Genomic DNA, 24,778 nt, shown 5'->3' with positions numbered 1-24,778 from the left:
TTAAGCGAAATGGGCGTTATATTTTGCCCAGAAGACTTCAACCTACGGATGGATATTTGGAGAAGACGTGGGCAGGGGCGTTTATCTCTCTCGCGAGCAATGTCTGAGCGTTCAGGCATTATCGCATTTCAGGAAACGGTGTGTTTCCGGTGTATTTTTGGCGTACATATGAGGGATACGTAATGTTTACTTTTAAAAAGTGCCTGATTGCACTTTCTATAAATTTGGCCGTTGTTTCATCAGGTTTTGCTTGTACGACCCTGCTGGTCGGCAACGAAGCATCAGCGGACGGCTCCATGCTGGTCGCCCGTAGCGCAGACAGCGATGCCCTGAAAGCACAGCATTTTGTCATTCATCCGGCAAAGCAAAATCAGACCGGGGTATACAGCACCAAAGCACATAATGGTGCGAATGATTTTACCTGGCCACTGCCGAAAAACTCTCTGCGTTATACCACTGTCCCAAACTGGAAAACCCAACTGCACGGCGCGACCGGATTTAACGAACTGGGTGTCGGCGTAAGCGGTACAGAATCCATTTTTGCCTCACCGAAAGCACTGGCCGCCGACCCGTACGTTGAGGATAAAGGGATCACCGAAGACGATATCCCGGATATTCTGCTGTCACAAAGTAAAACCGCACGTGAAGCTGTGGCGCTGTTGGGCCATATCGTTGAGACCGTCGGCGCAGGCGAAGGTTTTGGCGTTGCCGTCGTCGACGATAACGAGATCTGGTACCTGGAAACCGGTAGCGGCCACCAGTGGATGGCGCAGCGTCTGCCGAATAACCAGTATTTTGCCACCGGTAATCAGGGCCGCTTACAGGATTACGATCCTAAAAGTCCGGACATGATGGCGTCAAAAAACCTGATTCAATTTGCGACTGAAAAAGGGCTGTACGATCCGGCGAAAGACGGTAAATTCAACTTCTCCAAAGCCTATACCCGTGATGACGAGCGTGACCGCACGTATAACGACCCTCGCGTATGGACCATCCAGAAAGAGTTCAATCCTTCCGTAAATCAGGATATGGCCAAAGGGCGCGAATTCCCGGTCTTCATGACGCCAGAGAAGAAAATGACGCTGGATGATGTGAAAGCCGTGTTGCGTAGTCACTATGAAGGGACCAGCCATGACCCGTACACCAACGGTCTGAACGGCAAAGAGCCATGGCGTCCGGTCAGCGTTTTCCGTACCTATGAAGCGCACGTTATGCAGGTCCGTCCGTGGTTGCCAAAAGAGATTGGTGAAACGACCTACATTGGCCTGGGCATGGCTGACCTCACCGCCTTCGTTCCGTACTACAGCGGCCTGAAAGCGTATCCGGCTAACTACACGATGGGTACCGATAAAGCGGACGATCAGTCTATCTACTGGAAATATCGTAAATTACAAACGCTGACGATGACCGATTATCCGAAGCTCGCGCCAATCGTCAAAAAAGCCTACAAAGCGTGGGAAGACAAAGTGGCGAAGGAGCAAAAAGAGGTCGAAGCAGAGTATCTGAAGATGGCGAAAACCGATAAACCCGCCGCGGATAAGATGCTGAATGACTTCAACCTGCGCATCATGGCCGACGCCGAGAAGCTGACGGAAGATCTAACCAATCAGCTATTTACCATCCGTACTAAAGACATTCAGTCTGATATTTTCTTTGCGAATGCAACGAAAAAAGACTGAGTAACGACGCGATAGTATTCTGGCGTAAAGCGCTTATTAGCTTTGCGCCAGCATTTCACACCGTGCCTTCACCGCCTCGTGCAGAAGGCGTACCGCGGTTGAAAGCTGCTTCCGATGCGGGCAAATCATATTCAGCGGGACTTTCTCTCCCTGATAATCCGGCATCAGCAGTTGTAATCGACCGTCACGCACATCCTCGCTGACATCCAGCCACGACTTGTACGCCACACCTTCTCCGGCAATCGCCAGGCGCCGGATCACTTCCGCATCGTCACTCATAATGGTGCCGTTAACCTGCACACTGCTGACCTCGCCGTTGCGCGTAAACGTCCAGCGATCGTGCAGGCGGCCGCGTAATACGAAAGTCATGGCGTTGAGCTGTGTTAAATCATCCAGTTTTTGCGGCGCGCCGTTTTGCTCAACCCATTCCGGTGATGCCACCAGCACGCGTCGGTTACCCGGTGCAACCGGCAGCGCAATGTAGGACGCGTCTTCGGTGTTGCCATAGCGAAACGCAACATCGACGGGGTCTTTAAAGACATCCGTTACCTGGTCGGAGAAAAAAATCCGCAGGCGCAGCGCAGGATAGCGGCGTCGAAACGACTGAAAGATCGGCAGCAGCAGGTTACGACCGAGATCGGAAGGCACGGCGATTTGCAGCGTGCCTGACACTTCATCTTCCGGGGTCTGAATTTTTTGCAGCCCGGCATGCATTACGTCCAGCATCTGGCGAGCATAGGGTAGCCAGACCTCGCCCTCCGGCGTCAGGCGCAGGCTGCGCGTAGAGCGGGCGAACAAGCGGATAGCCAACGTAGACTCCAGACGCTTGATAGCAGAACTGACCTGAGCAGGCTGAACGCCGACTTCGCGCGCGGCATCGCTAAAACTATTCAGCGCCGCGGCGCGGACAAATAACGTGAGATCTTCAAGCCGGAACATTTTCACTCCCCGAGTATAAGTCCTGTCGCCATAGGGCTATTTTTCCCGTTCTGTTACCGGTTTACCATCAAATTATATCAACAGATATACCCTAAATAATTCGAGTTGCATGAAGGCAGCAAGAGAGTGAATCTCCAGGAGCATAGCAAACTATGTGACTGGGGTGAGCGAACGTAGCCAACGCACATGCAGCTTGAAGTATGACGGGTATAAACTGATTCCTGTGACCGGAGAGAATATGAAAGCCATCGCCATTACCCGCGCCGCGACCGACGGCAATAACATTGAATTTTTACAAGAGATTGACCTGCCCATGCCAGTTGCTACCGGGCACGATCTGCTGGTTGAAGTGAAAGCCATTTCCGTCAACCCCGTTGATACCAAGGTCCGCGAAGGTTTTAACGCTGATGTGCCGCGCGTACTGGGCTGGGACGCCGTTGGCGTGGTGAAGTCCGTGGGCGAAGCCGTCACCCTGTTCGCACCCGGTGATGAAGTCTGGTACGCCGGAGCGCTCGGCCGCGCTGGCAGTAACAGTGAATTTCAGCTGGTTGATGAACGTATTACCGCGCTGAAGCCAAAAACACTGGATAATGCTTCTGCTGCGGCGCTGCCACTGACCGCTATCACCGCCTGGGAAATGCTGTTCGACCGTCTGGGCGTTGAGGAAAATGGCAATGAAGATGATGTATTATTGATTGTTGGCGCGGCTGGCGGCGTCGGTTCTATTCTGACACAACTGGCCAGTAAGCTGACCAAAATGACCGTCATCGGTACCGCATCGCGTCCGCAGAGCCAGAAATGGGTACGTGAAGCGGGCGCTCATCATGTGATTGACCACAGCAAGCCGTTGACGGAAGAGCTGGCACGGATAGGCATTAAAGAGGTGACGCACGTTGCCAGCCTGAACAATACCGAGCAGCACTATTCGCAAATTATTGCCGCACTGGCGCCGCAGGGCAAACTGGCGCTGATTGACGATCCTCAATCTCTCGATGCGCGCCCGCTGAAGGCCAAAAGCATTTCGCTGCACTGGGAGTTTATGTTTACCCGTTCGATGTTTACCACCCACGACATCATTGCGCAGCATCAGTTACTGACCCGCGTGGCGCAGCTGATCGACGACAGCACCCTCCGTACCACGCTGGGCGAACATTTTGGCGCGATTACCGCGGCAAATCTGCAAAAAGCCCACACGCAAATTGAAACCGGTCGCTCGGTCGGCAAGATTGTGCTGGAGGGGTTTTAACATGTCTGATTCTGACGTGATTTCAATTATTGCGGTACTGAAAGCCAAACCGGGGAAAATCGACGCACTGAAACAGGCGCTACAAGCTCTGCTGCTGCCCACGCGTCGGGAGCCGGGCAATATTGAATATGCCCTGTTCCAGTTACGCGACACGCCGGATGTGTTCTACGTGCGCGAATCCTGGCGCGGTCAGGCCGGTCTGGATGAGCATATCGCTCTGCCACATTTCCAGGCGTTCATTCTACAAATGAACGATCTGCTAGCCGAACCGCTACGGCTGGATTATCTGACGCCGATTGAGCCTTAATGTCTCTACGCGCCCCCGCAGCTATGCGGGGGATTTACATCAGCCATTGCGTCCGGCCATAACACCGCCATCCACATCCCAGATAGCGCCAGTTACCCATTGCGCTTTGTCTGACAACAGGAACGCGACGGATTCAGCCACATCACGCGGCGTACCAACCCGACCAATCGGATGGAAGCTGTCAAAGCTGCTCATCACACCTTGTACGTCTTCTTTCGGGATAAATCCTTCGTAGATAGGTGTATGCACCACTGCTGGCGAAACGGCATTGACGCGGATCCCATTCGCCCCCAGCTCGATGGCCAGATTTTTAGTTAATGCATGCAGGCCCGCTTTTGCCATTGAGTACGCTGAAGAAGGTGTTGCGCCAATTGCTTGTTGCGCCCACATCGAACCAATATTCACAATGGCACCCAGGATGTTAGCCGCCACCATATTACGCACGACATCGCGGGTGATAAAAAACGTCGCGCGGTTGAGGCTCATGTACAGTTCATAATCTTCAACTTCATGATCAGTGAAAGGTTTTGGGAAGAAAACCCCAGCTGCATTTACTAACAGGTTGATGTCTTTGTGCTCAGCATTCACCGTTGCCATCACCTGCTTAACGCCCGCTTCTGACATCAGATCCGCCACAATGACAGAGACGTCACCCAGCTCCGACAACGCCTGACGGGCCCGTTCCGCTTTCTCGGCGCGATTGCCAACCAGCACCACTCGACCACCACCCTGGAGGATCAGTTTTGCGGTTTCAAATCCGATACCACTGGTACCACCCACCACTAACAGTTTTTTGCCGACAAATAATGTGTTCATCGCTAGCCTCGTTTCAAGTATTCGTTAATGCGCTAACAATGCCACTCCCCTGAGGCGCTGACGAATGAGAAGAAATAGCGAACCGAGAAAGAAAATCTATCTCGATGGCATATACTGAAGATATTCACAAAACGGGAAATGACCTGATGCGCTCGCTTAATCGGCTTAAATGGTTACACGCTTTTGAGGCCACTGCCCGCCACGGCAGTTTTACTGGTGCGGCGCAGGAACTGGGGGTCACTCCGGCTGCCGTTGGGCAACTGGTTCGTGCGCTGGAAGACTGGGTTGGCCACCCGCTGCTGCATCGTACCCGTTCAGGTAAAGAGCGTCTCGCGCTGGTCAGCGAAGCGCAGGACGCGTTGCGCGAGATAACCCAGGGACTGGATAGCCTGGAATCCGGGCTGAACAAGTTACGCGGCCGACGGGCGCGCTCGGTGGTGATCATCACGGCCTCTCAGGTACTGGTGATGAACTGGCTGATGAGCCGCCTCAATCGCTTCTCACAAGCGCATGAAAACATAGAATTACGCTTGAACGTGACGGAAAAGCTGATGGATGTTGCTCATGGCGAAGCGGATCTGGGCGTACGTTGCGGTAAAGGCGACTGGCCTGGGGTAAATAAAACCTGGCTGATGGATGAAGAAGCGGTTCTGGTTTGTAGCCCACGTATTGTGCCAGTAGATAAAATATCCTGTGGAGAATGGTTGGCCGCACAGAAGCTTATCCATGATGACACTCCCCACCCCGGCGCCAATTTCCCGGGCTGGAATGATGTCCTGACCGCCACCCAGGCACCTGCCGTTCGCGACAGTGGATTGCACATCAACTCTACCTCTGCAGTGATTCTGGCGGCGCTCAGCGGTCAAGGTGTCGCCATTGTGCGTAGGGCATTGGTGCAGCAGTTACTGACAGACGGACAACTGGTTCAGCTTCATCCCAACACCCGCTGGCCTCTGGCGTGGTCCTACTACATTGTTACGCCACAGCACGCGGTAATGCGCCCGGAGGTAAAAGTCTTTAATGACTGGCTGATTGCGGATGTGCTGGCAGAAATCACAACCATCTCTGCTATGATGCCTGCACACAAATAAAACAAAACAACATGCCGAGGGAAAGATGAGTTCCACCAGAAGAGGGATGATGAACGTCCTGATTGCCGCCGTATTGTGGGGAAGTTCAGGCGTTTGCGCGCAATACATCATGGAGCAAAGCCAGATGTCGTCGCAGTTTCTAACCATGACGCGCCTGATTTTCGCCGGGCTCATTCTGCTGATGCTCTCTTTCGTTCACGGCGACAAAGTGTTCTCCATTATCAAAAACCGCAAAGACGCCATCAGCCTACTGATTTTTTCCGTGGTTGGGGCACTCACCGTACAGCTAACCTTTCTGCTGACTATTGAAAAATCCAACGCCGCCACCGCGACGGTGCTGCAATTTTTGTCACCGACCATAATCGTGGCGTGGTTTTCCGTGGTGCGCAAAGCACGACCGGGGATTTTAGTGCTGACTGCGATCTTCACCTCGCTTATCGGCACCTTCTTGCTGGTCACCCACGGTAACCCGACGTCGCTGTCTATCTCACCTGCCGCGCTGTTCTGGGGAATTGCCTCGGCGTTTGCCGCCGCGTTCTACACCACCTACCCCTCAACGCTTATCGCGCGCTACGGCACGCTGCCGGTCGTCGGCTGGAGTATGTTAATCGGCGGCATGATCCTGCTGCCGTTTTATGCCGGACAGGGCACTAATTTCGTGGTGAATGGCAGTTTGATTCTGGCGTTTTTCTATCTGGTGGTCATCGGCACGTCGCTGACGTTTAGCCTGTACCTGAAAGGCGCGCAGATGATTGGCGGACCGAAAGCGAGCATTTTAAGCTGCGCGGAACCGTTGAGCAGCGCGTTGCTGTCCCTGCTGCTGTTAGGTATTACCTTTACCCTGCCAGACTGGCTGGGCACGCTTTTGATCCTCTCTTCGGTAATACTTATCTCAATGGACTCACGTCGCCGCGCCAGAGCGGTTTAACACCAACCGGCGCGGCAAAAGGTTATGATTACCAGCCCGGAACCGCGCCACCGTTAAAGATAGTTTCTGCCGCCTTCGCCACTTCAGGTGACTGATAAGATTGAAGGAACTCTTTCACATTCTCGGCATCTTTGTTGTCTTCTCGCGCCACCAGAATGTTCACATACGGTGAGTTTTTGTCTTCAATAAATACGCTGTCATGTACCGGGGAAAGCCCGGTTTGCTGGATGTAGGTGGTACTGATAATCGCCACATCCACTTTCTGATCGTCCAGCACACGCGGCAACTGCGCACCTTCCAGTTCCATAATTTTCAGATGCCGAGGATTATCAGTGATATCCAACGCTGTTGGCAGCAGGCCGGTATCCGCTTTCAGCGTAATTAACTTCTCTTTTTGCAGCAGCAACAGCGCCCGGCCCAGATTGGTTGGATCGTTAGGTATCGCAATCGTTGCACCGTCTTTTAGTTCAGCGACAGTTTTGATTTTCTTCGAATAACCAGCCATCGGGAACACAAAGGTATTGCCCACTGCGACCAGCTTATAGCCGTGTGCTTTATTATCTTGTTCAAGGAACGGGCGATGCTGGAAGACGTTGGCATCCAGCTCACCATGATTGGTGGCATCGTTGGGCAACAGAGAACCGCTAAAACCCACCAGTTCCACCTCCAGACCATATTTTTCTTTAGCGACTTTCTTCGCGACCTCCGCTACATCCTGCTCAGCACCGTTAATTACACCCACTTTTATATGCTTTGCATCGCTGCTCTGTTGATCGCATCCTGCCAGCAATAATCCCGCCAGTAATACCGCCGCCCCGGCCCCGAAATAAGGTATCTTCAGCTTCACGTTTTATCCTTTTGCAATAACCGCCTGATGAGTAATGAAATGACTATAGCGGGAAGGCCGCTGCGGTTTAAAAAACGAAAAAGCATCAGCAAGAAGAAAAAAGCATAATGGGGCTAAGATAAATTAGTCGGAAGATACTGTTAGTTCATCAATTGCAAGCCCGGTAATAATTAGCACCAGTTCACGATCGATCCCCTTCTCAAGCATGGCATGGGCTATCCGCAACGCTTCGTCCTTTTTGCCCTCGCGTTTGCCTTCGAGTTTGCCCTCTAGCAACCCTGTCCTTCGCCCCGACTCACGTAAGCATTCTGCAATCGTCATTAATCTCTCCTTATGCTGGGGAACGCGCAGGGCAACCTCTCGAATAAACGCCTCAAAACGCGGTGCGCTGCCAGACTGCACCAGGTAATTAAATAGCGTTTCTACCTGACTGTCATTAGCGTGTCCCTTAATCAACAGGGCAACCAGTTTATCGACCAGCACCATCAAATCGCGCTCGCGTATATGCTTCTGGACAAGTTCCAGTAGTGCCACTCGCCGGTGCTGCATAATCTCATCATCAGACACCACCGTGATATCGACCAGCGGGAAGGTCGCGCTATAAAGCTGCCGCGCAGTCTCTGGATCGTCAAACTCATCCAGCCAGCACAGCGAAAAAGGGTACGGGCTGGCAACGCCATGGTAAAAAAGTATCGGAACCACCAGCGGCAGCGTTTTGTGGCCAGCATCAAGGTGATTCTGCATCGCGGCAACGGCGTAACGCATCATTCGGAATGCCATATGAGCATCCGGTGAACTCTGGTGTTCAATCAACGCGTAGATATAGCCTTTACCAGTTCTCGTTTTTAGCGACCACAGAACATCGGAATAACTGGCACGCAGGTCTTCCTCAATAAAACTCCCTGGCTCCAGCTTCAGTGTGTTCAGATCGCAAAGTTCACGTAATGGTGCGGGAAGATAGCTATCAAGAAAATCCCGTGCCGTTTCTGGATGGCTTAAGAACTTTTTAAATACCGCATCATGCGGCGTAGAAGTTGTTGGTTTTTTCATGGCGGTCCGTCACCAGAAGTACAAGATGACGGAACCTTACTCGCCAGACGCACTCACAACATCTGAGAATTTTTCTATCTGCGAGGCGGCTTGGCAGAAAAATACATGCTTTTGCAATGTATTCATTTTCAGGGAATAACGCTCGCAAAAAATGCCCGGTAAGCGTGATCACCTCCGGGCAAGTACCTAAATCCTCTTTGGCGGCAGCATCCAGACCTTCCGGTCATCAAAACGTTTTCGACAAATAATGGCGCGCGGAACCGGTTTCCGGGAAGTTATCGAGGGTCATTTGCAGCTGATAGCCGTTTTTCTGATAAAACGGCAGCGCCTGGAAACTCATGGTATCCACCAGCGCATGCAGGCATCCTCTCTCACGCGCCGTCTGTTCTGCGGCCTGCATCAATTTTGTGCCGTAACCACCTTTACGCAGCGAGTCATGCATCCACAGAAAATCAATGCACAGCCATTCGCCTTTGATTTTGCCGATCAGCCCACCCAGAATGTCATTGCGCTCATCGCGCCAGTACACCGCCAGGTCGCCAAAATTGGTGGTTCTCAGAAACTGCCGGTTGTAAGCGCGCAATCCGGCAAGCAGGGCATTTTGATCGTCTTCGGTAATCGTATCTGTAATCTGTATTTGCATCCTATCCTCCTGAAATAACTACAACTTCTGGCTGATTTATTTTTAGACATTAACACAGGGTGATGAGTGAGTCGTATGCCGTCTACACTTACTCTTGAGATGATGCGCATAGACAACAAGGATTATTATCATGAAACGAGTCATTTTTCCGATTATTGCCGTCCTTTTCACGCTACCTGGTCTGGCGCAAGCCGACTCGGCTTATGGCAGTCTGCAGGCTGTACACGAAAAGAATACTGTTATGAAGGATTTACGTAAGATTTGCACCCCGCAAGGGTCGCCATCTGATGATGTGTGGGAAAAAACGATTATGGCTGATACGCGTAATCAGCAGCACATCCGCGAAGCCATTCTGGCAATTCAAAGAAACAATCAAAACAACTACTGGGAAGCGCTTGGCAAAGTTGAATGCCCGGATTTATAGGCGTGAAGCGAAATAGCCCCACGCCAGAGGGAAAGCGTTAACGCTGAGGAATAATTAAGTCGCCGCGCAGCACGTACGACCCCAGCACGCTCTGGGTTTTCTCGTTAAGCCAACTGACGATCCGCGCCGCCATGGCGTCCATGGAATATTCAATCGCCGGGATCGTAGGGATTCCCGGCAGATGCAGCGAACCGGCCAGGCTAAAGACCATAATGTCTTGCGGTACTGATTTATTAAACGCCTGCAACTGCGGGATCACCCGCTGTGCCTGCTGTTCATCCGCCACCAGCAGCGCGTTAAAATTCAGCGTTGACGCGTTGTTCAGCAGCTCCTGCAAGGCCACTGACGATGACGTTGCAGCCATAAATACCAGGTTACGGTTAAACGGCAGGAAGTTTTTTTCCAGCGCGTGTTTATAGCCCAACAGCACCTGATCGGAGAAACCCATCCCGTCCGGATGAATTAAAGCAATCTGGCGTCGGTTCTGACTTATCAGGTAGTTACAGGCGGTTTCGGTAGCGAACTCATGATCGAACTGGATGCTGTTGACGTCATCGCCGGAATCCAGACAATCCACCAGAATGACATTCTCCTGATTGATGTTCAGCGGAAAACGCGCGCCAATAATCAGGACGTCATCGCACAAGCCGCAGCTTAATTCATCAAGAGCGCTCATGACTTCCGCTTTGGTATTGGCAAAACGCAGCAGCAGGTGCTTTTGATGCTGGCTAAGATGCTTTTCCAGCGCGTAGAGATAACCCGTGGTCTGATTAATGTTGTCCTGCGCGCATATCACGCCGATACAGCCCGTAGACTGGCTGAGTAGCGACTGCGCAATCACGTTCGGACGATAATTGAGTTCATCCACCGCTTTCAACACGGCGAGGCGGCTGGCCTCTTTTACGCCACGCGATCCGCTCAACACGCGTGACACAGTGGCTTTTGACACGCCAGCCAAACGCGATACATCGTTGATAGTAGACATCATTCTCCCCTGACAGGACCCGCCTGGCCCTTTCCATCCTGAATTTAACATTGGCTCAAATAATCACCATCCGCAGTATAGCTGTTTCCGTTTTTCATGGAAACCGATTTTCCATTTGGACTCAAAAAGAGATCTTCACAGCTAATTTCGTGAGCTAAATCCAAATAATTAGCCTTATAAGAATAAGATCTTGATGGCCGTCACAGTTCTGTTTTCCATGAATGGAAACCGGTTTCCGTATGATATCAAATCAGACTCGCAATAAGTTTTTACATTTAAAGGATGGTTCACTATGTTCAGGATTATGTTGTGTTGTTCAGCAGGGATGTCCACCAGCTTGCTGGTTCGCAAAATGGTTGAAGAGGCAGAGTCTCGCGGATTGCCTGTGAAGATTGAGGCCTACGGCGTTTCCGAATTTGACATTCAGTTTCCAAATTACCAGGTGGTGCTACTCGGCCCCCAGGTAAAGTACATGCTTAATACGCTCTCCGAAAAGGCTGCCACCCAGGGTATACCCGTAAAAGCCATAGATATGATGGATTACGGTATGCAACGCGGTGACAAAGTGCTGGATTATGCTCTGTCGCTGATTGAAGCGACACACTAGAAAGGTGTCATTATGAGTTCGTTATATCAGTCAATGGTTGCCGTCATTGAACAATCCATCACCCCGCTCGCTGGCAAGTTAGGGCAGCAGAAGTATGTGATTGCAATTCGTGACGGTTTTACGGCGGCGCTGCCGTTTATGATCATCGGCTCCTTCATGCTGGTGTTTATTTTTCCGCCGTTCTCTGCCGATACCACCAACAGCTTTGCCCGGGGCTGGCTCGATTTCTCGGCAACTTATCGTGAACAGCTGATGCTGCCGTTTAACCTCAGCATGGGTGTTATGACGTTCTTTATCTCCGTGGGCATTGGTGCCAGCCTGGGCCGTCAGTTTAACCTCGATCCGGTGATGTCTGGCCTGCTGGCCTTTATGGCGTTTTTACTGGTTGCTGCGCCCTATGCCGACGGTAAAATCTCGACGCAGTATCTTTCCGGTCAGGGTATCTTTACCGCCCTCATCACCGCCATTTACTCCACCCGTATATATGCATGGCTGAAGCAGAATAACGTGACAATCCGCCTGCCGAAGGAAGTCCCGACCGGCGTCGCGCGTTCATTCGAGATCCTCATTCCGGTACTGGTGGTGATTGCGACCCTGCATCCGCTGAACCTGTTTATCGAAGCACAAACTGGGATGATCATCCCGCAGGCGATTATGCACCTGCTGGAGCCGCTGGTTTCCGCTTCTGACTCACTGCCCGCTATTCTGCTTTCTGTGCTGTTGTGCCAGATTTTCTGGTTTGCCGGCATTCACGGCTCATTGATCGTAACCGGCATCATGAACCCATTCTGGATGGCGAACCTGTCCGCTAACCAGGCCGCTCTGGCAGCGGGCGCTGCGCTGCCCCATGTCTATCTGCAAGGTTTCTGGGATCACTACCTGCTGATTGGCGGCGTCGGTTCAACTTTACCGCTGGCATTCCTGCTGCTGCGCAGTCGCGTCGCGCATCTGCGTACTATCGGCAAAATGGGAATTGTGCCTAGTTTCTTTAATATCAATGAGCCTATTCTGTTTGGTGCGCCAATCATCATGAACCCGATGTTGTTCATCCCGTTTGTCTGCGTCCCGCTGGTTAACGCCGTGCTGGCCTATAGCGCCACCAAACTCGGCTGGCTGGCACAGGTTGTTTCACTGACGCCGTGGACTACGCCTGCGCCAATCGGTGCTTCCTGGGCCGCAAACTGGGCATTAAGTCCGGTGGTGATGTGCTTTATCTGTATGGCGATGTCAGCGCTGATGTACCTTCCATTCCTGCGTGCTTACGAACGTTCTTTGCTGAAAACCGAAGAGCAAAAAGCACAGGATGCCGTCTCCGTGGCGAACGCTGCCCGTAGCAACTCATAATGAATCAAGGAGTCAGAACAATGAGATACCGTTTTCCTGAAAACTTCTGGTGGGGCAGTGCCTGCTCAGCGCTGCAAACCGAAGGGGATAGCCTGAACGGCGGCAAAAGCCAGACCACGTGGGACGTGTGGTTCGACCGTCAGCCAGGTCGTTTCCATCAGGGAGTTGGCCCGGCAACTACCTCGACCTTTTATCAGCACTGGAAACAGGACATCGCACTGCTCAAACAGCTGAAGCATAACAGCTTCCGTACGTCTCTGAGCTGGTCGCGCCTGATTCCGGACGGTACCGGCGAGGTTAATCCTGAAGCCGTCGAGTTCTATAACAACGTCATCGACGAGCTGCTGGCACAAGGCATTACGCCATTTATCACCCTGTTCCATTTCGACATGCCGATGGTGATGCAGGAGAAAGGTGGCTGGGAAAACCGTGAAGTGGTCGAGGCGTTTGGCCGCTATGCACAAACGTGTTTTACATTGTTCGGCAACCGGGTTAAGCACTGGTTTACCTTTAACGAGCCAATTGTCCCGGTTGAAGGCGGCTATCTGTATGACTTCCATTACCCTAATGTGGTGGATTTCAAACGTGCAGCCACCGTGGCGTATCACACCGTACTGGCGCATTCGACGGCGGTTCGGGCATATCGTGCCGCAAACCATGACGGTGAAATCGGCGTGGTGCTGAATTTAACGCCTTCCTACCCGCGCTCACAAAATCCGGCGGATGTAAAAGCCGCACACTATGCGGACCTGATGTTTAACCGCAGTTTCCTTGACCCGGTGCTGAAGGGTGAATATCCGGCGGATCTGGTTGAGCTGCTGAAGGAGTATGATCAATTACCAACATGTCAGCCAGGCGACAGCCAGTTAATCGCCGAGGGCAAAATCGACCTGCTCGGCATCAACTACTATCAGCCGCGTCGCGTGAAATGTCGTGATAGCGCCGTCAACCCGGATGCACCGTTTATGCCGGAGTGGCTGTTTGATTATTACGAAATGCCGGGGCGGAAAATGAACCCCTACCGTGGCTGGGAAATTTATGAGCCTGGTATTTACGATATTATTACCAATCTGCGTGATAATTATGGCAACCCGCGCTGTTTTATTTCTGAAAACGGTATGGGTGTCGAGAATGAGCAGCGTTTTATTCAGCAAGAGCAAATCAACGACAGCTACCGTATTGAATTTGTCTCTGATCATCTTAAATGGCTACATAAAGGAATTAGCGAAGGCTGTAATTGTCTTGGCTACCATATGTGGACCTTTATTGATAACTGGTCATGGCTTAACGGCTATAAAAACCGCTACGGTTTTGTTCAGTTAGATTTAGCAACGCAAAAACGTACGGTGAAAAAAAGCGGCGAATGGTTTGCCCAGACCGCCGAAAATAACGGATTCGATTAGGAAGAGAACAACATGATTGCATTAGAAGAAGCAGTAATGGAAATCATCGTCAATGCCGGGCAATCCCGCAGTCTGTGCTTTGAAGCGCTGCATGCCGCGCGCGCCGGCAATATTGACGAGGCAAAAAGCCTGCTTCGTGAGGCTGACGGTTACGCCCGTCAGGCTCATCACATGCAAACCAAATTGATCGAACAGGACGCCGGGGAAGCCCGGCAACCAATGACATTAATTATGGTGCATGCGCAGGATCACTTAATGACGTCGTTATTAGCCCGCGAACTGTCAGAAGAAATTATTCATCTGTATCAGCGTTAATCGTTAATTAAACATTCAACAACGGAGAAAGCATTACGATTAAATAAAGCAGCCCTGTACCCGTTATTAAATAGACAAATCAACTTGTTTTGGTGATAGCAAATTAAACCGAGACGGGATGGTTATTATCTTAAAATAAATTAATGCACACACTTATTCAGAATGCTCTACGCAAACTGAAGGGTAAAGTGTCGATGAGATAACCATGAACATGATAAAAAAACTTCCAGTCACGCTGGCGGTCGTCGCCGCGCTGTGCCCAATTTCTGTCCTCGCACAGGAATTCACACAAGAACAAATCGATGCCATCGTTGCCAAAGCCGTCGATAAAGCGCTGGCTGAGCGTCAGGCAAAAATGGACGCCGCCGTGGCGAAAAAAACCGATGTCATTAACGAGCCGCAAAGTGCGGCGCAATCGCCGGATATGGCTATTCCGTTCGGTGTGAAATTCAGCGGCTATGCGCGTTACGGCGCGCATTTCCAGAGCGGCGATCAGAAATACGTTGGCGTTGATGGCTCCTACAACGGTGCTTCCGCTATCGGTCGCCTGGGTAACGAAGGCAACGGCGGCGAGTTCCAGCTCTCAAAAGCGTTCAAAAGCGATAACGGCGCCATCTGGGACATCAACGTGATGATCGACCACTGGGGCGACGAAGTTAACCTGAAAAAAGCCTACGCGGGCGTCACCAACGTACTGGAATCCAATCCCAACGCCTATATCTGGGCAGGCCGCGACTTCCACCAGCGTCCGCAACAGGGTATCAACGACTACTTCTGGATGAACCACGACGGCCAGGGCGCCGGGGTGAAGAACTTCGACATCGGCGGCGTACAGTTTGATGTCGCCACCGTTGCCGCAGTTGAATCGTGCAGCCCGGAAGTGATGGAAGACGAAGCCAACCCATCGCGTATTACCTGTACTGGCGGTTCCGGTACCGGCGATAAAGGCAACTACGCTGTGACGTCAAAAATTCACAATATGAAAGTGGGCCCGCTGGATCTGGAGATCTACGCCAACTACGGTTTTGACTCCAAAGCCGTCGAGAGCGATGACCGCCTGAAAGCCTGGCAGGGCGCATTCGTGCTGAGCCATACCAACGACAGCGGTGTGAATAAAGTGATTGCCCGTTATTCTGATAACTCCGACAACAGCGTCTATAACAAAACCGACGACCTGACTACGGTTTACGCCAGCTTCGAGGGAAGTCATAAGTTTACCCGCCAGGCGCAGGTGGAATACCTGTTAGCATTCCATGATTACGACAACAGCACCGATAAGAGCGATAACCGTAAGAACTACGGCGCGATTGTGCGTCCAATGTACTTCTGGAACGACGTTCACTCCACCTGGCTGGAAGCGGGCTATCAGCGCGTAGATTACGACAACGGCGGGGATAACCACGGCTGGAAACTGACGCTGTCGCAGAACATGTCGATCGCCATGGGACCAGAGTTCCGCCCGATGCTGCGCTTCTACGTCACCGGCGGCAAGGTGGATAACGATCGCACCGCGCGGGTCAACGGCACGCAGGATGAAACGCTGGACGACTTTAACCTTGGTGCCATGTGGGAAGCATGGTTCTGATTAGTGAGTCGTGAAGTGCCGGATACGGCGAGAACGCCTTATCCGGCGAACAACACCGAGATTATTGCATACCTTTTATGCGAACTTTCGCTGCCACCAAAAGCGCCGTCAGCAGCATCAGGCTGCCGGAAAGCATCAGGGGCGACAGCAGTCCGAGGGTATCAAGCGCATAGCCTCCCACCGCTGCCCCGCAGGTATTGGCAAGCTGGATCACGGCGACCTGGACGGATCCGGCTTTTTCTGCCTGATCAGCAAGCGAACGGGTGATCCACGTCGACCAGCCGACCGGTACCAGCGCAAACAACAGTCCCCAGATAATCGCAATACCTGCCGCGACCACTTTGTCGCTGCCCCACAGGATCAGGACCAGCGCACTGAGCGCCAGCACCAGTGGCGCACCGGCTAACGCCAGTTTGACCGAACGCTTCAAAATCATCGACGAGAACGACGTACCAACGAAACTGGCAATACCGAAGCTCAGCAGCACCAGCGTCAGGCCATCAACGTCAAAGCCCGCCAGATTCATATAGATCGGGCGAATATAGGTAAAGAAGGCGAACTGACCAGCAAAGGACATGAAGATGGCAATCATCCCGGCCATCACCCCTGGACGCTGCAACAAGCTGAACATGTTTTGTTTCTGATGCGAAGGTTCACCAGGCAGCGAAGGCAACGCTCTCACCACCCAAATCGTGCACAGCACGCCCATTACCGCCGCCGCATTAAACACGTTACGCCAGCCGATAATGCCGCCCAAAAAGCTCCCCAGCGGCGCGGCAATTACCAGCGCGATGGAGACCGCGCCAAAAATAACCGACAGCGCTTTCGGCACCGTACGTGCAGGAACCAGACGCATGGTCAGCGACGCCGACATCGCCCAGAAGCCGCCAAGCGCCAGACCGAGGCAGGCGCGGCCAACGAGCAGCAGCGAAAAAGAATTGGCAAAGGAAACCAGCAGACAGGAAAGCGTCAGTAGCACCGAAAACAGGATCACCACATAGCGACGATCGGTCGCCTGAATAATTTGCGTCACAAACAGGCTGGCGAACATGGCGACAAATGCCGTCACGGTCACCGATTGCCCGGCCACGCCTTCAGAAATCCCCAAATCCTGCGCCATCGGCGTTAACAGGCTAACGGGGAGAAATTCAACGGTTATCAGGCAGGCAACGCAGAACGCCACGGCAAATACCGCCGACCAGTTAGGTCGGGAATTTGCCTCAGCGCGGGATTTTTGTTCAACAGCTTCACTCATTTTGTTACCTGCGTGGGGTTATTGTAGAAAAGTTACGCAGTGTAACATTAAATTTGTGACGTATTTAACGTTTTGACAACTATTCACCGGAGATCGGCTGTGCCTTATCCGGCCCAGGACAGAGTGCCCTTTCTGGCTCAATTAAGCGTCACGCGCAGCCCGGGCCAGGCCGGTTATCCACTCCTGGTGACCGTTGATCATCGGATTGGGCAGCGTACGTGCCAGTTCTTGTGCCGGAACGCCAATTTGTGATTCCTGGGTCAGAATACGTACGCGCCCGCCGGGTAAATCCTCAAAGAGCCAGGCGTGGATCACATCCAGACGTGTAGTGGCATCGCCTTCCGCCCAGCCATGCCAGGCAACACGCGCGGCCTGGCCGTCAACCGGCGGCACATACTCGGTGATTTGCGCTTCGATGGGGAAACCAAAAGTCGTAAAACGAAAACGGGCATCCATGCTCAACAATGGACCGGAACCGTCGTGAAAACGGATATCCGCCACGTTGCTGTAATACGTCGGCCAGCGCGTTGTGTCATTAAGCTGTGCCCAGACGGCACGGGCGCTCAGTCCGGCAACGATAATTTCATTTGAGGCAAAGTTATCAGTCGTCCCCGGCAGATACGCTGCAGGCCAGATAATTGCACGTTGTTGAGTCGCTTGATTCATGATGTACCTCGTCGTGTGAGTTAACGAGGTACATCATGCTTTCGCGTAAGATATAAAGATAATGACGATTCAAAATAGTCGTCATCATAAATTTTGATATCAGTGCAGCCAGTGCACGCCATCCTCGGGCTGGAAAAAGGCGTTATAGCGCATCTGGAACGCATTAAGCTCCTGCATATCCGGCTCCATCTCGCGCAGAAAACCGAGCGCCAGACGCACCTGCGCGTCGGTAATCGGTGCAGCCAGCCGGGCTTTTTGCAGCCAGCGGTGCCATTGCAACAAGTTCTGCTCACTGCCGTCGACAATAACGATTTGCCAGATCAACAGCACCTGGGCAGCATTTTGTAGATGCGATTCATCAGGACGGTGGAGGTACTGTAAAAAAGCCTCACCCTGTACTTTTCCCATCTGATCGATCATCGATTCTACCGGCACGACATCAATGTTCAGCCGCTCGCTCAGACGGCGAATTGCCCGCCGCGACCCGGACGTTAGCACCCGAAATCCCACCACAAAAACAACCACCAGCGTGGCCAGCATTATCCAAATCATGCGCACATCCATTACCAGACAGGACGCCCATCATAGCGGCAAATTCACCTCTGTCGACGACTGAACGTGTCATAATGTGACTTATCGAACTCGCAGGCAGACATCATGAAATCTGATATCAGAACGCTCGATCTCAATCTGTTAAAAACGCTGGATGCCCTGCTGGATGAACGCAGCGTAACCCGGGCGGCGCAGCGGCTGTCGCTCACCCAGCCTGCGGTAAGCGGTATGCTTAACCGCCTGCGCGACTATTTTGACGATCCGCTGTTTAGTCGCACACCGCATGGCATTGTTCCGACGCTGCGTGCCCAACAGTTGGCCGCCCCGGTCAAACAAATCCTCAGCGATATCGATATCCTGCTTAAACCGACACAATTTGACCCGCTCACCGCAGCGCTCACCTTTACCGTCGCCGCTACGGATTACGCGCTCAAATCAGTTATCGTGCCATTTATTGCCGCGCTTCGCGTGCGCGCACCGGGCATTCGTGTACGAGTGATCCCGGTTGAGCCAGTGCTGCTCACCACACAGTTTGAGCAGGGGAAAATCGACCTGGCGTTGCTGACGCCGGATTCCACGCCCGACAACCTGCATAGCCGGGCGTTATATGATGAAGAGTACGTTTGTCTCATGCGTCATGCGCATCCTGATGCGGGGCAACCGCTGACGCTCGATCGCTTCTGCGCGCTGGAGCATGTGCTGGTTTCTTATGAGGGTGAAAGTTTCTGGGGCGTCACCGATGAGGCACTGGCAAGCGTCGGACGCCAACGGCAGATTGGTTTGTCGGTTAGCAGCTTCCTGGTATTGCCGGACATCCTCGCTATCAGCGATATGATTGCCGTTGTTCCTGCCCGTCTGGCGTATGACGACACCCGTATGCACGTTTTACCGCCCCCGCTGCCCATAGCCGGTTTTACAAAAAGCATGGCCTGGCATGAACGCACGCACCGCGATGCCGCTCATCAGTGGCTGCGCAATCTGGTACATGAAACCAGCCAGTTGAGAGCATAAAAAAGCCCGCCATTAAGGCGGGCAAAAGTTACCAATGCACACTTAACTTAAGCTACTTTCAATTGTTGAATCTTTTTCTCGCGGCGAATTTTACGTTCTTCAAACACAGCCACGATGGCCATCAGGCAGATACAGCCAATGGCGGCGGTATCCAGCGCAGCAAAGGTGCCTGCCCAGCCGGTCAGCCCGAAAATCGGCGTGCCGTCGGCAATCATCCCCAGACCGAGCTTGGCGAAGCTGTCACCAATCAGATAAGCGAAAGTGCCTTTAATCCCATCGGCTGCGCCGATCGCTTTTTTCGGCACAAATCCGACTGCCGCAACGCCGATTAACAGCTGCGGGCCAAACACCAGGAAGCCCAGCGCAAACAGCGAAGCCAGATAAACGTACTGGTTGCTGGCGTGCTGATAAACGCCCAGGGTGGCGATAATCAACGCCAGCGCTACACAGGCCACCAGCGCACGACGACCGTTCGCCAGGTCAGAGAGCCAGCCCCACAGCAGCGTACCGACCAACGCGCCCACTTCGAACAGGGTAAAGCCCTGAATCGCCACTTCTTTGGAAAGCTTCAGCTCCTGGAAGGCGTAGACTGTGGACCACTGGTCGATACCGATACGCACTACGTACAGGAAGATGTTCGAGAAACATAACAGCCAGATCACTTTGTTTTTCAGCACGTACTCAACAAAGATCTGCCATTTGGTCATCTCGTTTTCTTCGGTCTCTTTGTCTTCTTCGCTGATCTCCTCACCGAACAGCTCTTCGGCTTTACCGAGGCCATAAGATTCCGGGGAGTCGCTGCCGTAGCGCAGGCCGATAAAGCCGACAATCAGAGCAATAATCGACGGGAAGATAAACATACCGATGACGTGACCGTCGAACAGATAGTTAGCGCCAAACAGCGCCACGCCCGCCGCACCCGCACCGCCGAGGTTGTGGGAGATATTCCACATGCCGAGGTAAGAACCCCGTTTGCGACGCGGCGTCCATTTAGTAATGGTGGAATAGCTACATGAGCCGCCAGTACTCTGGAAGAAACCGCTCAGCGCGTAGAAAGCGATCATCAAAAACAGGCTGGTTGAACCCGCGCCCATGCTAGCGCTGAAGCCAAGCATACAGATGGCGGAGAGGATCAGCATAAACGGCAGGAACTGCTTGGTGTTTTTGCCGTCCGCGTAGTAGGAAACCAGCGTTTTACCCACGCCGTAGGTGATGGAGAAGCCCAGGCCAATCATCCCCAGCTGCGTCATGCTCAGCCCGTAGGTGGAGATCATGTCGTTCTGCGCGATGTTGAAGTTTTTGCGGATCAGGTACATGGTCAGGTAGCCGATAAAGACTACCAGATAGGACTGCATGAACGGTTTGAACCACATTTTGCGCCGCACATCGAGCGGCAGATCCAGGGTCGGCTTGCGCACCTGGTTTAGAAAGGCCAGCATTTGACACTCCCGAGCTAATTTTTATACCTGCGAATGGCAGGCATTGTAAAAATCAGCCGGAAGACGCGCCTGAGACAGCGTCCAGGTGAAACCGGGAAAATTTCTTAGTTTTGCTCCACTCGGGACAAAAAGGTGAGGTACATCACGCTTCGTTGAGTTCGCGCGGAGCCTGGGCATTTAAAAACGGCAGCAGCAGCAGCGCGGAAATTCCCGCCGCAATAGCGATCACCACAAAGAATCCGGTCCAGTGCCAGACCTCCATCACCTTCGCCAGCGGCCAGCCGGAGAGCGATGCCCCCAGATAAGCAAACAGCCCGACAAATCCGGTTGCCGCGCCCGCCGCCTCTTTGTGCGAACACTCCGCCGCTGCCATGCCGATCAGCATCTGCGGGCCGAAGACGAAGAATCCGGTGGTGAAGAAGCACGCGGCCTGCATCACATAGCTGGCGAACGGCATTAGCCACAGCGAGCCAACGGAGAGCAAAATTCCGGCGGCGAAAATAAGGTTCATTGGACCGCGGTTGCCGTTAAACAGCTTGTCCGAACCCCAACCCGCCACCAGCGCGCCAACAAATCCGCCCAGCTCAAACATGGTCACGGCGGTATTGGCGGTCACCAGATCCACGCCGAGCGTCTCCGACATGTACAGATTGCCCCAGTCGTTAATCGCGGCACGGACCACGTACACCAGCACATAACACAGTGACAGCAGCCAGATATAAGGATTCAGCAGCACATAGCGGGTGAGGATCTCTTTGCGGCTCAGCCCAGCACCTTCCTGCTGTTGGGCAATTTCCAGTTCATCATGCCGCCAGTCGCCAATTGGCGGCAGACCAATCGCCTGCGGCCTGTCGCGCAGCCGCCAGCAGAGAAAAATCCCCACCACAATCGCCAACAGCCCGGCGATCATCATCCCGGCGCGCCAGCCGTAGTGCAGCGCTGTCGCCGCCATCACGATAGGGATCAGCGCCCCGCCGACGTTGTGCGCGGTGTTCCACAGCGCCCACCAGCCGCCGCGTTCAGTACGCGAATACCACGCGGTCAATAAACGCGCGCAGACCGGCGATCCCCAGCCCTGGAAAAAGGCGTTCAGCGCCCACAGCACCGCAAAGGCCCATAGCGAGGTGGAGAATCCAAACAGAATGTTTACCACGCCGGTGGCAATCAGTCCGATGCCCATAAAATAGCGAGCGTTGGATCGGTCGCTGACGATACCGGAAACAAACTTCGACAGGCCGTAGGTGATGTAAAACAGCGTCGCCAGCAGCCCAATGTCGCTGCGAGTCAGCACGCCGCTGGTGAGGATATCCGGTACGGCGGCATTGAAGCTTTTGCGTGTGAAATAGAACAGCGCGTAGCCGAGCCAGATGGTGGTCAGGATATGCCGCCGCCAGTAGCGGTAGAGGGCATCCACTTCACGCTTATCAGTAATGAGCGGCGCACTGGCCGGAGCTTTTAAAAACGAAAACATGACCGCGCCTTACACATATCGCTGGGGTAACGACACGCTGACCCGCGTGCCATGCGTACAGGAAATCGAGAGCGATCCGCCGAGGGCGCTAATCCGTTCACGCATCCCAGTGAGGCCAAATCCCTGTTGATTCGACCCAGGCGGCAGGCCGCTGCCGTCGTCCTCAATCACCAGCATTAGCCGTTCATCCTGTTGCCAGCCCTGAAGCGTCACCGCGCTGGCGTTGGCGTGCTTAACGATGTTGTTCAGCCCTTCCTGACAGACGCGAAACAGCGTCACCCGCTGGCTTTCGCTAAGTGCAGATTCATCAATTCGCCAGTCGAGATGGCTGACGATACCGCGACTTTCCAGCTCCATTTCGCGCATCAGTGAGCGGATGGCCTGCTCCAGCGTGAGATCGTCCAGTTGACGTGGTCGCAGACGGCCTAACAGGCGACGCACCGAATCGTACACGCCGAGAGAAAGTTGTTCAATGTGCGCCCCGCTGCGCTTCACCCCTGCGTTTTCCGGCGCCAGCCGCTGAACAATACCCGCCTGGGTGCGAATGGCGGTGATGGTCTGGCCGATATCATCGTGCAGTTCGCGCGCCACATCCCGGCGCACGCTCTCTTCGGTTTCCAGCAGGCGTTCCGCCAGACGATGGTTGCGTGCTAATTCATTTTGCAGCGACTGGTTAAGTTCGCGCAGACGCTGAATACCCGCACCGAGCAGCAGCCCGGTCAGGCTTTGCACCAGCAGCGAGAGCAACAGATCGACGGGATGATCGTGCCAGGTCTGGCTGGCAATCAGCGCGATGGCGTTCATCAGCGTCGCAATCAGCGCCCCCTGCCAGCCGTAGTGCCAGGCCAGCGCAATGATCGGCAACGCGAGGCAAAACGGCGTGAAGCGCGAAAGTTCGGCGGGTAAACCGAGCTGTAGCCACAGGCTGACGCTAAACAGCAGCAGGTACCAGACCAGATGTCGCCCGCGCCAGTTCACCGGCTGCGACACCACCGCCGGGCCCAGCGGCAGCCAGGTCGTGCTGGTCAGATAGTGCCAGAACACCAGGCAGATCGGCGCCAGCGTTAATCCGCCGGTGAGCGTCAGCAGCAGCGCGTCCCACGCCTCTTCACCTTGCCCAAGCCAGGGCAGCGATTGCAGCAACGCCGCCGCCGTGAGCGCCGCGCCCTGCAACAACAGCGTGCGCCAGTCGCGCTGATGGCGGTATCGCGAAATCAACATCACCGGGAGTAACGTGAGGAAGCTACCGATCATCAAAAGTGGCAAATGGGCCAGCGCCACTTCCTGCGCCAACCAGAAAAGAAGCAGCCATTCCGCGCCCAGCAGCACCGGCCAGTAGCCGCGCGGACATTGCAGCATCAACCCCAGACGCAGGCCAAACGGAAACAGCAGTACCGCCAGCTCCGGGCGCTCAACCAGATGCAGGCTGATGCTCCACAGGCAAAACCACGCGGCAGAGAAGATAAAGAAGCAGGCAACAACAGTGATTAACCGGGAACAGAGCGTGTTCATTGCCAGCCGTCAAACATCCGTCGGGCCAGTTCGACGTCGTTGCTGACGCCCAGCTTTTCCATCAGGTTGGCGCGATGCACGTGCACCGTTTTCGGCGACAGACCCAGTTCAGCGGCAATCTCTTTGACCGCCATACCTTGCGCCAGTTTTTCCGCCACCTGACGTTCGCGTTTGGTGAGCGGATCCTGACGACCGGCCGCCAGTTTGACGGCGATGTCCGGCGTCAGGTAACAGCCGCCTGTCGCTACGGTATGCACCGCCGCGATCAGCTCATCCGGGCTACAACGTTTAGAAAGGAAACCACGCGCGCCCGCGTTGAGCGCCTGCTCCACCAGCGCCGGGCTGTCGTGGACAGAGAGCATGATAATCGCCATTCCTTTTGGCAACTGGCTTAACAGTTCAAGACCGGAGATATCAGGCATCGAGATGTCGCAGATACACACCTGCACGCCGCGTCCCGGTAATCCCGCCAGCGCCTCACTGCCTGAGCCAAACTCAGCGACCACCTGCAAATCAGGTTCCAGCCCCAGCAGTTGGGCAAAGCCGGAGCGGACGATGAGGTGGTCGTCAATAAGGGCAACGGTAATCATGGGTTCATCCTGGCGCTAAGGCATGCCTGATGGCGCTACGCTTATCAGGCCTACGGGCGGGTGCCGTTGTAGG

The 24,778-nt window shown here is 53.7% G+C and carries 25 protein-coding genes; 12 read left to right on the top strand and 13 right to left on the bottom strand.

Going from position 1 to position 24,778, the window contains the following annotated elements; translation table 11 throughout:
• Positions 1 to 182 precede the first annotated feature (182 nt).
• Complete coding sequence (locus C2U43_RS00790; RefSeq protein ID WP_032945412.1) at positions 183 to 1,679, top strand: C69 family dipeptidase; 1,497 nt, start codon at positions 183 to 185, stop codon at positions 1,677 to 1,679.
• 36 nt (positions 1,680 to 1,715) lie between these two features.
• On the opposite strand, the gene C2U43_RS00785 is transcribed toward C2U43_RS00790, so the two are convergent.
• Complete coding sequence (locus C2U43_RS00785) at positions 1,716 to 2,618, bottom strand: LysR family transcriptional regulator (RefSeq protein ID WP_103284552.1); 903 nt, start codon at positions 2,616 to 2,618, stop codon at positions 1,716 to 1,718.
• Positions 2,619 to 2,856: 238 nt separating this feature from the next.
• Between C2U43_RS00785 and C2U43_RS00775 the strand changes: the two genes are divergently transcribed.
• Positions 2,857 to 3,864: a zinc-binding alcohol dehydrogenase family protein gene (locus C2U43_RS00775; protein ID WP_060682985.1), complete on the top strand. Its 1,008-nt coding sequence runs from the start codon at positions 2,857 to 2,859 to the stop codon at positions 3,862 to 3,864.
• Between the two features lie 16 nt (positions 3,865 to 3,880).
• Positions 3,881 to 4,171: a putative quinol monooxygenase gene (locus tag C2U43_RS00770; protein WP_162623446.1), complete on the top strand. Its 291-nt coding sequence runs from the start codon at positions 3,881 to 3,883 to the stop codon at positions 4,169 to 4,171.
• A 39-nt stretch (positions 4,172 to 4,210) separates the two neighbouring features.
• Here the strand turns inward: C2U43_RS00770 and C2U43_RS00765 are convergent, their stop codons facing one another.
• Positions 4,211 to 4,987 carry an SDR family NAD(P)-dependent oxidoreductase gene (locus C2U43_RS00765; RefSeq protein ID WP_103284551.1) on the bottom strand — a complete coding sequence of 259 codons (777 nt, stop codon included), beginning with the start codon at positions 4,985 to 4,987 and terminating at the stop codon, positions 4,211 to 4,213.
• A 146-nt stretch (positions 4,988 to 5,133) separates the two neighbouring features.
• On the opposite strand from C2U43_RS00765, the gene C2U43_RS00760 reads away from it, so the two are divergent.
• Positions 5,134 to 6,078, top strand: a complete 945-nt coding sequence (locus C2U43_RS00760; protein WP_103285959.1) for a LysR substrate-binding domain-containing protein — start codon at positions 5,134 to 5,136, stop codon at positions 6,076 to 6,078.
• Between the two features lie 25 nt (positions 6,079 to 6,103).
• A complete protein-coding gene (locus C2U43_RS00755) occupies positions 6,104 to 7,006 on the top strand; it encodes a carboxylate/amino acid/amine transporter (RefSeq protein ID WP_003827166.1) in 903 nt (300 codons plus the stop codon).
• A gap of 28 nt (positions 7,007 to 7,034) precedes the next feature.
• Here C2U43_RS00755 and nlpA read toward each other — a convergent pair whose 3' ends face one another.
• From nlpA to C2U43_RS00740, 3 genes are all read right to left on the bottom strand, one after another.
• On the bottom strand, positions 7,035 to 7,853 hold the full coding sequence (gene nlpA / locus C2U43_RS00750) for a lipoprotein NlpA (protein WP_032945419.1): 819 nt from the start codon (positions 7,851 to 7,853) through the stop codon (positions 7,035 to 7,037).
• A gap of 123 nt (positions 7,854 to 7,976) precedes the next feature.
• Positions 7,977 to 8,903, bottom strand: coding sequence for an Rpn family recombination-promoting nuclease/putative transposase (locus tag C2U43_RS00745; RefSeq protein WP_103284550.1), 927 nt, complete (start codon positions 8,901 to 8,903; stop codon positions 7,977 to 7,979).
• 226 nt (positions 8,904 to 9,129) lie between these two features.
• Positions 9,130 to 9,546, bottom strand: a complete 417-nt coding sequence (locus C2U43_RS00740; RefSeq protein WP_003827152.1) for a GNAT family N-acetyltransferase — start codon at positions 9,544 to 9,546, stop codon at positions 9,130 to 9,132.
• 130 nt (positions 9,547 to 9,676) lie between these two features.
• Here C2U43_RS00740 and C2U43_RS00735 point away from each other — a divergent pair, with 130 nt between their 5' ends.
• Positions 9,677 to 9,970 carry a YicS family protein gene (locus tag C2U43_RS00735; protein ID WP_103284549.1) on the top strand — a complete coding sequence of 98 codons (294 nt, stop codon included), beginning with the start codon at positions 9,677 to 9,679 and terminating at the stop codon, positions 9,968 to 9,970.
• Between the two features lie 37 nt (positions 9,971 to 10,007).
• On the opposite strand, the gene C2U43_RS00730 is transcribed toward C2U43_RS00735, so the two are convergent.
• Entirely contained in the window at positions 10,008 to 10,955 is a 948-nt protein-coding gene (locus C2U43_RS00730; RefSeq protein ID WP_032941556.1) for a LacI family DNA-binding transcriptional regulator, read from the bottom strand.
• 292 nt (positions 10,956 to 11,247) lie between these two features.
• Here C2U43_RS00730 and C2U43_RS00725 point away from each other — a divergent pair, with 292 nt between their 5' ends.
• The 5 genes from C2U43_RS00725 to C2U43_RS00705 all read left to right on the top strand — a co-directional run bounded on the left by C2U43_RS00725 (position 11,248) and on the right by C2U43_RS00705 (position 16,209).
• Positions 11,248 to 11,562 carry a PTS sugar transporter subunit IIB gene (locus tag C2U43_RS00725; protein WP_008786511.1) on the top strand — a complete coding sequence of 105 codons (315 nt, stop codon included), beginning with the start codon at positions 11,248 to 11,250 and terminating at the stop codon, positions 11,560 to 11,562.
• A 12-nt stretch (positions 11,563 to 11,574) separates the two neighbouring features.
• A complete protein-coding gene (locus C2U43_RS00720) occupies positions 11,575 to 12,906 on the top strand; it encodes a PTS cellobiose transporter subunit IIC (RefSeq protein ID WP_008786512.1) in 1,332 nt (443 codons plus the stop codon).
• A 20-nt stretch (positions 12,907 to 12,926) separates the two neighbouring features.
• Positions 12,927 to 14,309, top strand: coding sequence for a glycoside hydrolase family 1 protein (locus C2U43_RS00715; RefSeq protein WP_103284548.1), 1,383 nt, complete (start codon positions 12,927 to 12,929; stop codon positions 14,307 to 14,309).
• A 12-nt stretch (positions 14,310 to 14,321) separates the two neighbouring features.
• The gene (locus C2U43_RS00710) at positions 14,322 to 14,624 is read left to right on the top strand and encodes a PTS lactose/cellobiose transporter subunit IIA (protein ID WP_008786514.1); all 303 of its coding nucleotides are present in this window, start codon (positions 14,322 to 14,324) and stop codon (positions 14,622 to 14,624) included.
• A gap of 205 nt (positions 14,625 to 14,829) precedes the next feature.
• A complete protein-coding gene (locus C2U43_RS00705; protein WP_008786515.1) occupies positions 14,830 to 16,209 on the top strand; it encodes a carbohydrate porin in 1,380 nt (459 codons plus the stop codon).
• 61 nt (positions 16,210 to 16,270) lie between these two features.
• On the opposite strand, the gene nepI is transcribed toward C2U43_RS00705, so the two are convergent.
• The 3 genes from nepI to C2U43_RS00690 all read right to left on the bottom strand — a co-directional run bounded on the left by nepI (position 16,271) and on the right by C2U43_RS00690 (position 18,682).
• Positions 16,271 to 17,464, bottom strand: coding sequence for a purine ribonucleoside efflux pump NepI (nepI, locus tag C2U43_RS00700; RefSeq protein ID WP_008786516.1), 1,194 nt, complete (start codon positions 17,462 to 17,464; stop codon positions 16,271 to 16,273).
• A 141-nt stretch (positions 17,465 to 17,605) separates the two neighbouring features.
• The gene (locus tag C2U43_RS00695; RefSeq protein ID WP_003827143.1) at positions 17,606 to 18,130 is read right to left on the bottom strand and encodes an SRPBCC domain-containing protein; all 525 of its coding nucleotides are present in this window, start codon (positions 18,128 to 18,130) and stop codon (positions 17,606 to 17,608) included.
• Positions 18,131 to 18,229: 99 nt separating this feature from the next.
• Positions 18,230 to 18,682, bottom strand: a complete 453-nt coding sequence (locus tag C2U43_RS00690; protein WP_003827141.1) for a DUF1198 family protein — start codon at positions 18,680 to 18,682, stop codon at positions 18,230 to 18,232.
• Between the two features lie 105 nt (positions 18,683 to 18,787).
• On the opposite strand from C2U43_RS00690, the gene C2U43_RS00685 reads away from it, so the two are divergent.
• Complete coding sequence (locus tag C2U43_RS00685) at positions 18,788 to 19,693, top strand: LysR family transcriptional regulator (RefSeq protein ID WP_103284547.1); 906 nt, start codon at positions 18,788 to 18,790, stop codon at positions 19,691 to 19,693.
• Between the two features lie 47 nt (positions 19,694 to 19,740).
• Here C2U43_RS00685 and uhpT read toward each other — a convergent pair whose 3' ends face one another.
• The 4 genes from uhpT to uhpA all read right to left on the bottom strand — a co-directional run bounded on the left by uhpT (position 19,741) and on the right by uhpA (position 24,705).
• Positions 19,741 to 21,132: a hexose-6-phosphate:phosphate antiporter gene (gene uhpT, locus C2U43_RS00680; protein WP_003023929.1), complete on the bottom strand. Its 1,392-nt coding sequence runs from the start codon at positions 21,130 to 21,132 to the stop codon at positions 19,741 to 19,743.
• Positions 21,133 to 21,274: 142 nt separating this feature from the next.
• Entirely contained in the window at positions 21,275 to 22,603 is a 1,329-nt protein-coding gene (locus tag C2U43_RS00675) for an MFS transporter (protein WP_048237040.1), read from the bottom strand.
• Between the two features lie 9 nt (positions 22,604 to 22,612).
• Positions 22,613 to 24,115 carry a signal transduction histidine-protein kinase/phosphatase UhpB gene (gene uhpB, locus C2U43_RS00670; protein ID WP_103284546.1) on the bottom strand — a complete coding sequence of 501 codons (1,503 nt, stop codon included), beginning with the start codon at positions 24,113 to 24,115 and terminating at the stop codon, positions 22,613 to 22,615.
• On the bottom strand, positions 24,112 to 24,705 hold the full coding sequence (gene uhpA, locus C2U43_RS00665; RefSeq protein WP_003023923.1) for a transcriptional regulator UhpA: 594 nt from the start codon (positions 24,703 to 24,705) through the stop codon (positions 24,112 to 24,114). The genes uhpB and uhpA overlap by 4 nt, the downstream gene beginning before the upstream one ends.
• Positions 24,706 to 24,778: the final 73 nt, after the last annotated feature.

This window comes from Citrobacter freundii complex sp. CFNIH9, assembly GCF_002903305.1.
In the GTDB taxonomy this organism is placed as follows: domain Bacteria; phylum Pseudomonadota; class Gammaproteobacteria; order Enterobacterales; family Enterobacteriaceae; genus Citrobacter; species Citrobacter portucalensis.
This window is presented reverse-complemented; position numbering and strand designations above follow the sequence as displayed.